The organism is Polaribacter sp. Asnod1-A03 (genome assembly GCF_045063585.1).
GTDB lineage: Bacteria > Bacteroidota > Bacteroidia > Flavobacteriales > Flavobacteriaceae > Polaribacter.
Window position 1 is genome coordinate 3,448,117 of sequence record NZ_JBEFOE010000009.1, and the last position, 13,284, is coordinate 3,461,400.

Annotated in this window: 10 protein-coding genes; 6 read left to right on the plus strand and 4 right to left on the minus strand. The window is 28.9% G+C overall.

From position 1 onward, the window contains the following. Window positions 1-58: 58 nt before the first annotated feature. The 6 genes from ACJJVY_RS15440 (at window position 59) to ACJJVY_RS15465 (ending at window position 4,303) form a co-directional block, all read left to right on the plus strand. Entirely contained in the window at window positions 59-1,297 is a 1,239-nt protein-coding gene (locus tag ACJJVY_RS15440; RefSeq protein ID WP_405610837.1) for a tyrosine-type recombinase/integrase, read from the plus strand. Window positions 1,298-1,465: 168 nt separating this feature from the next. Beyond that, window positions 1,466-2,446 (plus strand): hypothetical protein, encoded by a 981-nt coding sequence (locus ACJJVY_RS15445; RefSeq protein WP_405610840.1) that lies wholly within the window; start codon window positions 1,466-1,468, stop codon window positions 2,444-2,446. Between the two features lie 115 nt (window positions 2,447-2,561). Further along, a complete protein-coding gene (locus ACJJVY_RS15450) occupies window positions 2,562-2,867 on the plus strand; it encodes a helix-turn-helix domain-containing protein (RefSeq protein WP_405610843.1) in 306 nt (101 codons plus the stop codon). Window positions 2,868-3,033: 166 nt separating this feature from the next. Beyond that, window positions 3,034-3,288, plus strand: coding sequence for a hypothetical protein (locus ACJJVY_RS15455; protein WP_405610846.1), 255 nt, complete (start codon window positions 3,034-3,036; stop codon window positions 3,286-3,288). Further along, on the plus strand, window positions 3,266-3,961 hold the full coding sequence (locus ACJJVY_RS15460; RefSeq protein WP_405610849.1) for a hypothetical protein: 696 nt from the start codon (window positions 3,266-3,268) through the stop codon (window positions 3,959-3,961). Before ACJJVY_RS15455 ends, ACJJVY_RS15460 begins: the two co-directional genes overlap by 23 nt. Before the next feature lie 60 nt (window positions 3,962-4,021). Then, window positions 4,022-4,303, plus strand: coding sequence for an IS3 family transposase (locus tag ACJJVY_RS15465; protein ID WP_405610852.1), 282 nt, complete (start codon window positions 4,022-4,024; stop codon window positions 4,301-4,303). A gap of 352 nt (window positions 4,304-4,655) precedes the next feature. Here ACJJVY_RS15465 and ACJJVY_RS15470 read toward each other — a convergent pair whose 3' ends face one another. The 4 genes from ACJJVY_RS15470 to ACJJVY_RS15485 are packed head-to-tail and all read right to left on the minus strand — an operon-like array spanning window position 4,656 to window position 13,271. Continuing rightward, on the minus strand, window positions 4,656-5,165 hold the full coding sequence (locus ACJJVY_RS15470) for a hypothetical protein (RefSeq protein ID WP_405610855.1): 510 nt from the start codon (window positions 5,163-5,165) through the stop codon (window positions 4,656-4,658). Window positions 5,166-5,173: 8 nt separating this feature from the next. Continuing rightward, window positions 5,174-5,689, minus strand: coding sequence for a hypothetical protein (locus ACJJVY_RS15475; protein ID WP_405610858.1), 516 nt, complete (start codon window positions 5,687-5,689; stop codon window positions 5,174-5,176). Between the two features lie 11 nt (window positions 5,690-5,700). Further along, entirely contained in the window at window positions 5,701-9,777 is a 4,077-nt protein-coding gene (locus ACJJVY_RS15480; protein ID WP_405610861.1) for a DUF6443 domain-containing protein, read from the minus strand. A 5-nt stretch (window positions 9,778-9,782) separates the two neighbouring features. Then, on the minus strand, window positions 9,783-13,271 hold the full coding sequence (locus ACJJVY_RS15485) for a hypothetical protein (RefSeq protein ID WP_405610864.1): 3,489 nt from the start codon (window positions 13,269-13,271) through the stop codon (window positions 9,783-9,785). Between the last annotated feature and the right edge of the window lie 13 nt (window positions 13,272-13,284).

Here is a 13,284-nt window from a genome sequence, read left to right on the forward strand (position 1 = left end):
TAAATAGGTAGCCCTTTTAATTGCCCTCTTTTATATATTTGTATCAAATTGTATATTTATGAAAGTTTCATTTCATTTAAGAAAGGATAAGGCCAATAAAGAAGGGTTAATGCCCGTTAGAATGTTAATTACTGCGAAAGACTGTAAAATATTTAAAGTGATTAAAGGTGTTAACTGTAAAGAATACTTTTGGGATAAAAGAAGTGAACGTCTTAATCCCCCAAGGAAAAATAGCCCTTACAATTATCATATTGAGTACAATAAGATAATTGACGAAAGAGAAGATGAAATAAAGAAATTGTTTAGATATATGTTGCTAAACAATATCAATCCTACTAAAGATTATATTTTAGAGAAGCTTGAAAACGGATTAGATAAAGTAAATCTTACCCATGAGTTTTTTCCAACTTTTGAAGAATTTAAAGATTCAAGTAAATCCACAAAAACAGCAAGAACAATTAAGTCTTATGTTACAACTATAAATTTTCTTAAAGATTTTGAATCTTATTCTGGAATAAGATTGTTATTTGATTCAATTGATAGTACCTTTTTTGAAAAATTGCAAGATTATACTTTTACAGAAAGAAAGAACAAAAATAGCTACTTCGCATTTATTATAAAGGTTTTAAAAACATTTATGAATTGGTCTTTAGATAAAGAATATCACAATAATCTTAAATATAAAAAATTCAAAGCTAAAGAAGATGAAACTGAAATTATCTATTTAACTATGGATGAATTAATGAAGCTTTATAATCATGATTTTGAATCTCCGAGATTAAACCAAGTTCGTGATATGTACGTCTTTAATTCGGTAACAGGTTTGAGGATATCCGATTACAAGGCTTTAAAACCATCAAATGTAAAAAAGGATTACTTGTTAATTACTGTTCAAAAAACAAAAGCAATCAACACTAAAATACCTTTAAATAAGTTTTCTAGAGAGATTTTAGAGAGATATAAAGATACAATACATGAACCCTTACCTGTTATTTCTGACCAGAAATTAAATAAGTATATTAAAGAATGTTGTAAAATAGTTGAGATTGATACTATGATTACGAAAACCAGATATGTAGGTCAAAAAAGAATAGAAAAAACGGTGCCGAAATATGAATTAATTACTTCGCATACTGCACGTAAAACTTTTGTTACGAACTCCTTAATTCTTGGAATGAAAGAAATGGTAGTTAGAAATATTACGGGACATAAGAAAGAGGAAAGTTTTAGACGTTACGTTAAAATAGCGGATGATTTTAAAAGAAAGGAAATGGATAACACTTGGGATAAAATATAAATTACGATGTTGAATCAAGAACTAAAAGATAGGTTTTATTTAAAATATAATTCGTTTTTAAAAGACATTCCGAGTAAAAATATTTTACAAGATTTTTATATTTCAAGTGAAATGTTTTACAAAAACTCTTGTTATTATTATCCAAATAGAGAGGAGTTTAATAAAATCTTGTTAATTTTAATTAATTACAATTTTAAAAAAGAACTATTTAAGAAGGATGCTTTTTTTACTTTCCTTGAAAACGAGCATTTTGGATCAGTAAGTATAAATAGCTTAGAGAAAAATTTGATTCATTTAATTCAAATGGAGATTGATATATTTATGAGTTCAATATATAACAGTTCTTTTAAGAAAGTGGATTTTTACCAGAAAAATAATCCTTTCAAATCAAAAAAAGAGTTTCATTTTTTTATTATCTCGAAAATACTTGAAAACATAGATTTTAATCCTTGTGACGGAAGTTTTTCTACTAAAAATGAAGTTTACCTTTTGGAAGAGTATTTTGATAAAGTGATGCTTCAATTAAAAGAAAAATTTGATTTACTTGAAGTTGAAGACCTTCATAGGGAAGTTATTAGGCTTGAAATACTGAAAGATAAATATCATTTAAATTTTTTAGATTCTTCAATTAAAAAGATAGAAAAATTAATAGAAAGATTAAGTCCACATTCTGATAATGTTAAAGAGAAAAAAGAGCAATTCAAACTAAATATTAGTCCTCAAAAATTAAGTAAGTTATTTGTACTTTTTTTTGAAAACAACGATACACAAATCAATGAAGAAAAAATTAAAAGAATTAATCAATTTATTTCTAATTGTTTTCAGTTTGATATCAAATATTCTGCAATTACAAATACACATAAAACGGTGTCAAAGTCAATAGATTTCTTAAATAAGAAAAAATTTAAACCATTTATAGCGGTATTGCTTCTTTTTATAAAACTAGAATATATTGAAGAAAAAAATGCTTCCAAGATTAAAGATATTTTAGTCTCAGATTTAAAAGAATTAAATGTAGGTTACATTGGTTTAAGTGGTAATTTAAGAAAGGTTATATCTCAAGACCTTAATCAGTTGTCAATAAATAAACTTATAGAGTTAGCAAACTTTAAATCGTTTACAGAAATAACATCAATTGTAAGGTGTTGATATAACGCATTTTATTGTTGAAAAAGTTGACAGAGTAATTTGTCAACTTTTTTTTTAGTCAATATTAAGCCAACTTGCACCCATCGAAAGTTAATTTAAACACAAACAAATTAAGATGGCAAACGTATTATTCTACACACACAGTAAAGACGATTTAGTAAGAGCAGTAAGACTTGTAATAAACGAGATAAGGCAAACAGAATTAGTAGATTCTTCAATACCTATTGATGATGAAAAGCTTTCTCAAAAAGCCGCTTCATTACTTCTAGGTATAAGTGTAACCACAATTATTGATTGGCGAAAAACGGGGAAAATACCAAGAGATGCTTATATGCGTATTGGAAGACCTATTTTTTATTCAAAAAAGAAACTTCTTGAATATTCTAGAAATAATGGAGGTATTGGCAAAAATTCTAAATAGGCTAATTGGCAAAACTTAAAAAAAAATTACCTAACTACACTTCAACTGTAAGGCTTAATAATAGTTTCAACATACTGAAAAAAATATAATCCATACTATTATTGAAGGTTTTTATTTTTTAAAATACAGAAATACAATATTTTAGCCTCGAAAAAGCTATGTGAAAATGTACAAAAGAAATTATCATCCATTGGTAATATTGTTATATGTAAGTGGAATGTTAGATGCAAAACAACTCTGTAAGTTACCCAAAACCACCAAGCACAATTGGAACCAATTTAAACACGAAAACTATTATGGAAATGATTGGACAACCGATTATATAGCACAATTTGAAGCCATTAAAGATGTATTTTCTTCTAAGTTTTTTAGCAGAAACAAGAAAAGGATATCTAAACATGCTTGGAGAATTAGCGCATAATAAAAAACTTCTAAAATTACATGCTTCTAACATTGTAAACTCCGTTGAACATTTAGCTCACCTATCCAAAGTATCTGTTGTGAGTGCTTGTAAATATTATGGCATTTCTAAAGATTGGTATTATACGCAGAAAAGAAAAATAGTTTGTAGTTTAAGTACTTTTAAAAAATGTTATAAACAACATCCTAACCAACTTGCGGTTAATGAGGTGGTTGCTATTGAAAATTTAGTGACTGACCCTGCCAATTATGGTAAAACAAAAGTAACTTTGTATTATTATGCTATGAGAAATGGTTTGATATTTTGTGGAAAATCTACATTTAACAAATACGCTTCTGCTCTTGGGTATATAAAAGTTAAGCGATTTAGATATCCAATAAAAAAAGGATTAAGAGCCTCAAGGGTTTTTGAATGGTTACATATAGATATTACCAATGTAAATACCGTAGAGGATGGAATTCAAAAAGTAGCTTTTGTAAAAGATAATTTTTCTAAAGGAATTTTACATTATAGTTCTACTAGCGGAAAAGCCGGAAGTGAATTTATCAAAAACCTATTTGCTGAAACTTTTTTGAAGTATAATTTATTGAATGCTATAAAACCAATAAACATTTTATCTGATGGTGGATCTGAAAATAAAGGAGAGCTCTTAACTTGGATAGATAACATTTAAGCTCCACCAGTTGTTACTAAAATAACTGCACAAACCAAAGACTTCCCTTTTTCGAATTCTATGTCAGAAAGTACACACAGTATTTATAAAACTGAATTTCTTAATGGTAAATATTCTCTCAATGAGAAAACGCATTTAAAAGATTTAGAACGTTTTGTAGATTATTATAACAGTCATAGATACCCAACTGATTTATTCGGATTAACACCTCTTGAAGTCGTAAACGGTAAAATCCCTGATAAAAATCACTTTAAAGAGAAAATACAAGAGGCTAGAAAAAATAGAGTAGTTGTAAACCAACAATTTAATGATTGTAAAATTGCTGTTGGTTGTAATTCTTAAAATAAGGGTTTTAACTTCAAATTCTAAAACCTTTTTAACGAGCAAAACGAATTTTCGTTAGTTTTTAAAAATAAAAAAAGGATATCCGTTTATGAATATCCTTTTTGTGATTATGATTAATGTTATTTCACTAAACCTTTATTATTACTGCAAATTCCAATGTTGGAACCCTTTTGTCGTGGTTTTAAGTAGTGTGTGCCCTTCCAATGTTGGAATCTTTTTGTCGCGGTTTAAAGTAGCGAGTGCCTGTGCATAAAAAAAGATGAACCTAAAAGCTCATCCTTTTTACTATAATTAATTTATTGTTTTACAATAGTTTATTTAAAAATTCTTTATAAACTATCCTATACCATTACCAATTGACTTTAATTTTCTTGTGAAAAGTATCTGCTGATTGTAAATAAATATCAAAATTATTTGAAATTGATGTGTAGGTTATTAACACCGCTTTATTCTCTTTAATAAAGTAAATCTGCTTAATCTTTAAATTATGAGGGTTTTGAATAGATTTAGGTATCTTATATATTAATTCTTTAGCTTCAATTTCACCAACTCGGGTGTTTTTTTTACTTAATATATTAGTTGAGCCGATACTATTTTCAATTTGATTTAACGTAATTTCATGATACTCTTTCAGATTTAATGGATTGTTAGATAAATTTTGTACCAAAATATTTACATTAGTTCTAAACTTAGATTTGTCATTTTTAATAAAGAAGAAAGGATTATTATCAATAACTTTCTTTATCCAAATCTTTTCATACTTTAGGCTATAATTGTTATTTATATCATTATAAACCAAATAATCTGATTGAAAACAGTTACTAAACATTAATAGTAAAAATAAAGATTTCATTTTCATAAATTCAACTATTTTAAAGAGTGGTGTTTACTGCCATATTTAAAAGATAGATACGATATATAAAATAAAACAATTACAGATAAAAAACTTAACAGATAAAAAATTCTTTTATTATTTTTTTTATAATCATCAAATTTAACAAAAGACCTTAAGTAATCTTTTTCTCTTAATAACAAGAAAAGATTCAAAAAAATTGAAAACCCCAGTATTGACATAAACATATATGGTTCAACTTCAACATATAAATTGAAAATAATAAGTGTAAAATTAAATATACCTATTAGTATGGCAAACAATAATATATGCATAATAAATTGAGAAATTAAAACACTAAATCCATATGTTCTATTCTCATAAACATCATTTAAGTCTTTAATAGGAGACCTTCCTTTTTTTTTGAAGTAATTACTTGCTCTTTCCGTCTTATAAAGATGTACAATAGGATTTATTTTATTGGTAAAAAGATGAATTGCATAATCTAATTTATAGAAACCATAAAAAATAAAGTGCCATATTTTTTTCATAATTTAATTTTTTAATCTTCTTTTAAAATTCCTACAGCCATATTTTGACCTATGTTATCACCTACATAGGCTCCAATTGCACCTCCAATGAGTCCTCCAACAAATGCTCCCAATGGTCCGCCTGCTGCTCCTATAGTAGCACCAATTTTTGCTCCTGCCCATCCGCCAGCAAGACTGCTACCACTTTGCATCATTTGTGTTTTCGTTTTTATACCAACATTATTGCCATCAGCTTTATATGCCTTAGAAACATCATTCACTACATTTAAGGCAGCTAAAGCAACATTAGCCTTTCCTAATCCAGAAAAAACTTTAGATTGTAATTTATGTGACCTTCCATTAGCCGATAACTTTTTATCTTTGATATAACCATTTTCGTTTTTAAAAGTTCCTTTTTCTCCATTTGTTTTAGTATATGTACCATCATTTCCCCCTTTAAAAACATTTGTCAAATCTAATGCATTTTTTGATTTATCCACTAGTTTATTTACTCCATCTTTCTCAGGTACACTCTTTTTTTCCATTGTAACTGTTTTCTTTCCCTTTCTACTAGCGGCCTGCATTTTTTTTCTATTTTTATGCTGTCTATCTCCAGGTCCATTAGGCCACATCCCATCATAATCTTGAAAATAAATTGGATTATTAAATCCAAAGGTATAAGGAGAAAATCTTCTTCCTTTTTCGGTTAGTGGGTCAAGATTCATCCACCTACCTAAAGCAGGGTCATAATTTCTCGCAGTTACATCATACCATTCTAGACCTAATTCATCTTGTAATTCTTTTCCACCAAACCCAAATTTCTGCGCCACCGAGTTTCCATTACTTGAAGTCACATTATTATACCCCTTGTGTTTAAGACCAAATGGATAGTAATTGCTTTCTTCTATAATTTCATTGGTGTTTGGATTAGAAGAAACAGTAATTGTTCCGTCACTATCAGAGTCTGCATAAGATAGTCGTACATTCCCTAGATGGTCTTTATACTGATATACATATTCATATCCTCTAGATCCATTAGCTTTCACATACCCTTCAGGATGAGAAAAGAATTGTAAACCTTGTCCTACCTCAAACCCTATACCATTAGTATACTGACTCATTTTTATATATGTAAAGTTTCCAGCATATTCTGTAATTGTTTTTTCAATTCTATTAGATCCTGGAGAAGGATTGGAGTACTCCGTAATTTTTTTTTCTAACTTAACTCCTGTAGCATCATAGACATAATCAATTTCATTTCCTTGAATTGTTACTTTAGTTGGTAAATTTAGATGATTATATATAATACCATTTACATTTTCGTTTCCAATACTTTTATTTAAATCCATAACCATGTTGCCATTGTCATCATATCTGTAATCGACTCCTTTATTACCATCTTTAAAACCATAATCATCAACTCGGTAATCTGTTACACTGATTAATTTATTCCCAGAATCGTATGAATAATATAGTAAATCCATATTTCCAAAAACAGTTTCACTAGAGTCTGATACACCGTTTCTAATTAAACGAGTAATGTTTCCATTTTTATCATATAAAATAGGTACACTAGCCCAACCTTCACTATAATGACCTGTATTATCAGTCGCTGTAATTAATCTATTAAGAGCATCATAACCATACGAGTAATTTTCGCTAACAGGATTATTAGTATTATTTATACTAGTACTTTTCCAAGCTGTTTCGCTAATATTTCCATTAAATAAAGGAGTACTTCTAGACTCATCAACTTGATTATAATTAATTTTAAAGCTAAACAAGTCTGTTCCTATATCATCAATATCGTTTATTTGTTTTAACCAGCCTCTAATATTATATGCATAATCTACAGTTTGTAAACCATTTGTATCTGTAGTCTTACCACCTACTCTTTTACTTTTTAATTGTCCTAAATCATCATATGTGTTTTCTACAATTACTTCATCTAAACTGGACTCATTAATATTTTGAGTCTGTTTTGTTAATCGATCTGCATGATCGTAATAAAACCGATCTACTGTTACTATTGGAGTACTACTTCCTTTTGTGTGCGTAGTTGTAGTTTCTAAGACCTTACCTGTAAAATCATCTAACTTATTCTCAATAATATCTACCGTATTTAAATATTCATTTTTACTGTATACATAAATTGGTCTTGCTTTTTCATCGTAATAAGTAACTGTAGTTATCCAATAATTGGTAGTACCAGTATCTAATACTTTTACTTTACTTACCGTTGGTAGCCCTTTTGTATTGGTTGTTGATGTATCTCCATAAGATGTTGTAATTGTTGTTCCTAAACCTGTAGGTAAATCTATATACGTATCATAATAATTAATAGTATAAACCCTGTGAACTTCCCCTACAAAACTTGTTTTGGAATAAAAAACTGTTAGCCCTGAGGTTGAAAAAGAATTATTTCCTGTCTCCCATTGCGTATAAGTACTGTTGTTTATTGCATAACCTTGCATTGTTTTTCTTTCTGAGTCATTATTAGTATAACCAGTGTAGGCAATTCTGCCAAATATATCATATTTGGTAAAAAGCCACTTATCTATTGTAAGATTTGAATTATTTTCAGCTCTCAAATTAGCATCTTGAGTTAAGACTGGTCTATCTAATTTATCATACACAATATATTCCCAACCTTTACCTGGTATTTTCTTTTCTACCAATCTATTTCTTTGGTCGTACTTGTATTGATAACATAATTCTGACAACTCTGTACTAGAAACATCATTTGTGTCTTCTGTTGTTACTTTTGGTGGTAATACATAGGTTAAATTACCATAATCATCATACACATAATACGTATCGTGTGCTGTTTCTACACTATTTACTAAGGCATAAGTTCTTTTTAAAACTACTTGACCTTGCTTGTTTTTAAATTCTTCTGTGGTATGTAATTTACTGCTACTACCATCATGATTTTCATCTTTTGTTATTGTTTTATATAATTCTCCAGAAGTATAAATTACAGAACCTCCTGATAAACTTGGTTCGTACGTAATTACATTACTTACTGTAGTTGGTGTAGTGGTTACTTCAAATAATTTTACTGCATCTGTAGCATTATTTGTATCATAATCAAATTCTATCTCATGTCCACTTCCTAATTTCCAATCTGCTCCTGGTGCAGCTTGCTTTAAAACTCTGTTTAAAGGAGAACCATCAAATTCTTTTTGGGAGTATGCATTAATTAAGTTAACATCGGTTATTCCAGAAAAATCATCAGAAAAATTACTTTGATAATAGCTATTAGTAGCTTCTGCTATATCTCCTGTTTTAAAACTTCCGGAACTTGTTCCATCTGTATAAGGCAAATAATCTTTGTCTTGCCTTCCTAAAGTATCATAATCTATATGTGTTATAATGTCTTCTCTATTTCCACCTGCTCTTATACTTACATTTTGTTTTGCACGACCCAAGCCATCAAAATATTGAACAGATTCTATCTTATTATCGTTCTGAGTAATTTGAGAAATATCACTGACCCCTATCTTAGGGCTTAAAGTATAAACATAATTCTCATCACTTAATACTGTAGAACTTCCCATATTGATAGCTGTAGAACTAACCTGAATATTGTCTATACAAATATCGCTATTATAATTACTTCCTGTGGTTCCTTTAAATCGAAATTTCACATCACTTCCACTAAAATTAGATAAATCAACCTGTGCACTTTGCCAACTATTACCTTGATTTCCGCTTAATGTCCAAATCGGCTCCCAACTTATTCCATCAGAACTTGCTGATAAAGTAACCGACCCCATTGCAGTACCATACATATGGTAATCAAAACTAAATATTCCGTTTGATCCTATTGGATAATCTACTGAGGTAATCCCTGCTATTTTAGAAGGGAAATTAGGTGACGAAGCCTCTACATAAATATAATAAGTCCCTTCACTAGCAGCACTGGGACCTGTACTGCCCGAAGGTGTTGAGCCACTATATATTGACCAGTTAAGATCATTGCCTGACTCATAAGACCAATCTCCCATTCCCGACTCAAATGTAGAATTATAAGTACCTTGTCCAATTGTTGATAATGAGAAGAGTATTGATATACTCAATATTATTTTTACAAAAATCTTTTTCATAGCGCTTAATTTTTATAGTTATATTGATTTTTACTTAAAATATTACCCTCATTATCCTTCACATATTCTAATCGATTAAAATCGTCATATTCGTAATAAACAGTTCTACCTCGTGGATCTGTTATACTTGTAACTCCTATTAACGGATCATAAGTAAAACTAGTTACTTGGGCATTGGACATATTATTATCATCTCTAAGAATTTGTAATGCATCTCGTAAGGCTTGTTCTGTAGCTTCATCTTTATCATCATTTGATGCGAATATTGCCAAATCTATTTTTGCTTGAGCAGCGCTTAACTCAGCATCTGTATAGCCTTCTATCTTTGCAATGGGCTGCGTTTGTTGATACCCCCAAACATAATAAATTTTACTACCGTCTTTTTTACTTACTTCTGTGGGATTACCTTTGTTATCATAATTGTGATAAACTATTCTGTCTTCTAAGGATTGAGTTCCTTTAGAGGTTTGGATAGTTTCTGGTAAATACAAACCACTTGTATTAAGAGTATTACTATAGATAGTCTTCTGCTTCGATAACAATATATCTCCAGATTCTGTATTTAAATATGTTTCTTTTTCTAATGGTACTGCTATTCTATGATCATCTATTAATCTTACATCATTAATTTCATGAGCATATTTTGTTTCTTGAGTAATAACTTCATCTTTACTATTGGTAGTTTCTTCCTTTGTAGGTTGTAAATGACTACCATTATCATAATAATAAATGGTCTTTGTTGTTAAAGGATTTTCTCCGTTAGTATCATAAACTGTTTCTAATCTTTGTTTTAAATAGTACCAGTAGGAATACGATTTATATTTAACTACATTTAGGTTTCTTATTAAATTTGGAAATGATACTTCCGTACCTTCTGTTAAATTAAAACACTTATGTTCTAAATCATATATAGGCTGATTATTTGCATTGCTATGCCTGCATATAGTGTTACCCAGTGTTAGTGGCCCATAAGTTCCTTGTGAATAATATGTTGTATTATCTATGAAGCCTCCTGATGAAATTTTGTGAGTATGATTAGTGGATTGACATTGCCATACAGTTGTTTTTCTATCTAAATCTGAAGATTTACAGGTATATGTAGGGTAAGCCGGTTGAGTTGTAACAAAATCATATAACTTAGTAATATTATAGTTAGAAATTTCATCGATTGTAGAATTTAAAATATGAGAATTAGTTATTTGTTTTATTAATGTAGTTTGGTTTGTAATAGAATTATACTTGTAGTATTTTATCTCTTTTTCTAAGCCGTTGCTCCATCCAAAATTGGTGAAATTTGAAATTATTTTGTCTGGTCCAAGAATGGTTTCACCATGATAATCTCTATCTATTATAAATTCATGTTCTTCTATACCATTGTCAAAATCATCATCATCACTAATAGCTACATACTTATAATATACATTACTACTCCCCGAATTTGTTAAAGGATACATACCTGTTGAACTTAGTTTTATAAAATCTTGCTCGCTACCTGATGAAAGATACTGTGTTCTTTCTGAAACGTGCCCCAAACCTTTTCCTTTATCATCTCCAGATGATTTATCGAGACTTTCTACTTTAGCATAGTGATATTTTTTCTTATTAAGAAATGTACTATCAGAGTCGTAATTTTCTATAGAGTGAACTCTATTACCCCCTGTTAAAATATTTTTTTCTTCTAAACTCTTAGAATAATACTCAATACGACCATATAAATTAACACAATTTATATTGGTTACATGAGTAGTATTTAATATTTCTAAACTATATTCTTTATTATGCTCTAAAACTACCTCTTGTTGTGCAAAACTTCCTGAAAAATTAAATGAATCCACAGTATTATCTGTTACATTATATAAATTAACAGTACCCATAGGATCTATAAGGTTAGAATTATTACTCTCATCTTCTTCTGCACAATTAGTAATGGTTTCTATACTAACGTTTATTTCTCCATGAAGTGTTGCAGCTGAATTTAAATTAAATGTGTTAAATAAAGTTGAGTTTGAATTATTACCTAATGCATTAGCGTAGTTATAAAGTGAATTAGATTTTACGATTTCTGTATCAGAATAATCATTACTTTCATACTCTATTTCTGTATAACCTTTTGTTGGATATGTAATTTTAGTTAGCAATCCTTTTTTTGAAAACTGAGAATTTAACTCTCTGTCTGATAAACGGTTAGTGACTGTATTAAATACGAGGTAGCCACCAGGTATATCTGGCAGTAAAGATTGATTATTAGTTTTACCATTATAGTACCCCCAATAATCTTGAGCATAAGAAAATTGTTGAGGTAAAGATTCTTTATCATCATATTCAAAAGAATAATTTTTATCGCTTTTAGTTTTAAAAACACCTTTTAAAAACACTCTGTCATTATTAGTAAAATCGTAATTAAAATCGATATCTTCAATCTCAGAATTATATTTATCTACAGTCTTAATGTTACTAATTAATTTGTGATATGTATTTAGATAATTAGGGTTAGGATCACTAATGGATCTCTCTATTATAACACTACCTTCAAAATCGTTGTTACTATTTATTTTAATTAACTGCTTTTTTTCTACTCTATTTATAGTTTCACAAGTAATAATGTTAGTAGAGACATAGTTGTTAAAATCATTATTATGAAGAGGATAATTAGTAGGGACTTCTAAATGTTGAGAGAAACTATTAGTATGCATTTCTTCTATATCATCATAAGTAAAATAAATTTCATCTCCATTTGGGTGTTTAATTGAAGTTAAATACCAAGAAGTTGTATAGGCTTCCTCTGGTGGAGACACTGGAGAAGAATCACAATTTGTTCTTGCATGAACTACTTCTCTATCAGCAAAAAAGTATTCAACACCAAAATCATCAGTAATCTTAAAATTACTTTCTATAGCATTAGTAAATTCTACTTTTAAGTTTGAATGAGGTATTGTTCTTATATCACCTTGATTATTAAAAACTATTTTTCCTGATTTCCCTAAAATATTGTACGAAAATAAATCAGATTCAGAATCTGCATTTTCATCATTTCCTGCATAGTATAAAAATTCAACAATGTCTGGATCAACATCAATACTACCACTGTAAGATGCTTGAGGTGATAAAAATTCTACTTCAGCTAAATCTTCTTTGTTAATTTCTTTTATTGGATGCAATAATCTAGAATTTTCATCTTCTTTACCTCTTACAACTCTTGATATCACACCACCTATTTCTAAGTTCCACCCCAACCCTACATTACCAGAAAATTGATCTACTTTGATTCCATTAGTACTATAAGATAAATTCATTGGAATTGATAAATTTTTTGTGTTAAAGGCTTGTAATGGAATGTTGTAATTTGGTGTTCCGGTATGTAAACCAATAGGTATTATCCCCTGCTTGGTCATTTCAAAAGCTTCTGGAGATGGTGACACAATTTTAGGTAAATCTTGAGCATTATAAATAGTTATGGACATAAGTATAACTACATTAAAAAATATCTTTTTCATAAAGTGTTATTAT

Coding starts and splice junctions, on each gene's coding strand:
- ACJJVY_RS15440 (WP_405610837.1), top strand. CDS start 59: ATGAAAGTTTCATTTCATTTAAGAAAGGATAAGGCCAATAAAGAAGGG.
- ACJJVY_RS15450 (WP_405610843.1), top strand. CDS start 2,562: ATGGCAAACGTATTATTCTACACACACAGTAAAGACGATTTAGTAAGA.
- ACJJVY_RS15455 (WP_405610846.1), top strand. CDS start 3,034: ATGTACAAAAGAAATTATCATCCATTGGTAATATTGTTATATGTAAGT.
- ACJJVY_RS15460 (WP_405610849.1), top strand. CDS start 3,266: ATGCTTGGAGAATTAGCGCATAATAAAAAACTTCTAAAATTACATGCT.
- ACJJVY_RS15465 (WP_405610852.1), top strand. CDS start 4,022: ATGTCAGAAAGTACACACAGTATTTATAAAACTGAATTTCTTAATGGT.
- ACJJVY_RS15470 (WP_405610855.1), bottom strand. CDS start 5,165: ATGAAAATGAAATCTTTATTTTTACTATTAATGTTTAGTAACTGTTTT.
- ACJJVY_RS15475 (WP_405610858.1), bottom strand. CDS start 5,689: ATGAAAAAAATATGGCACTTTATTTTTTATGGTTTCTATAAATTAGAT.
- ACJJVY_RS15480 (WP_405610861.1), bottom strand. CDS start 9,777: ATGAAAAAGATTTTTGTAAAAATAATATTGAGTATATCAATACTCTTC.
- ACJJVY_RS15485 (WP_405610864.1), bottom strand. CDS start 13,271: ATGAAAAAGATATTTTTTAATGTAGTTATACTTATGTCCATAACTATT.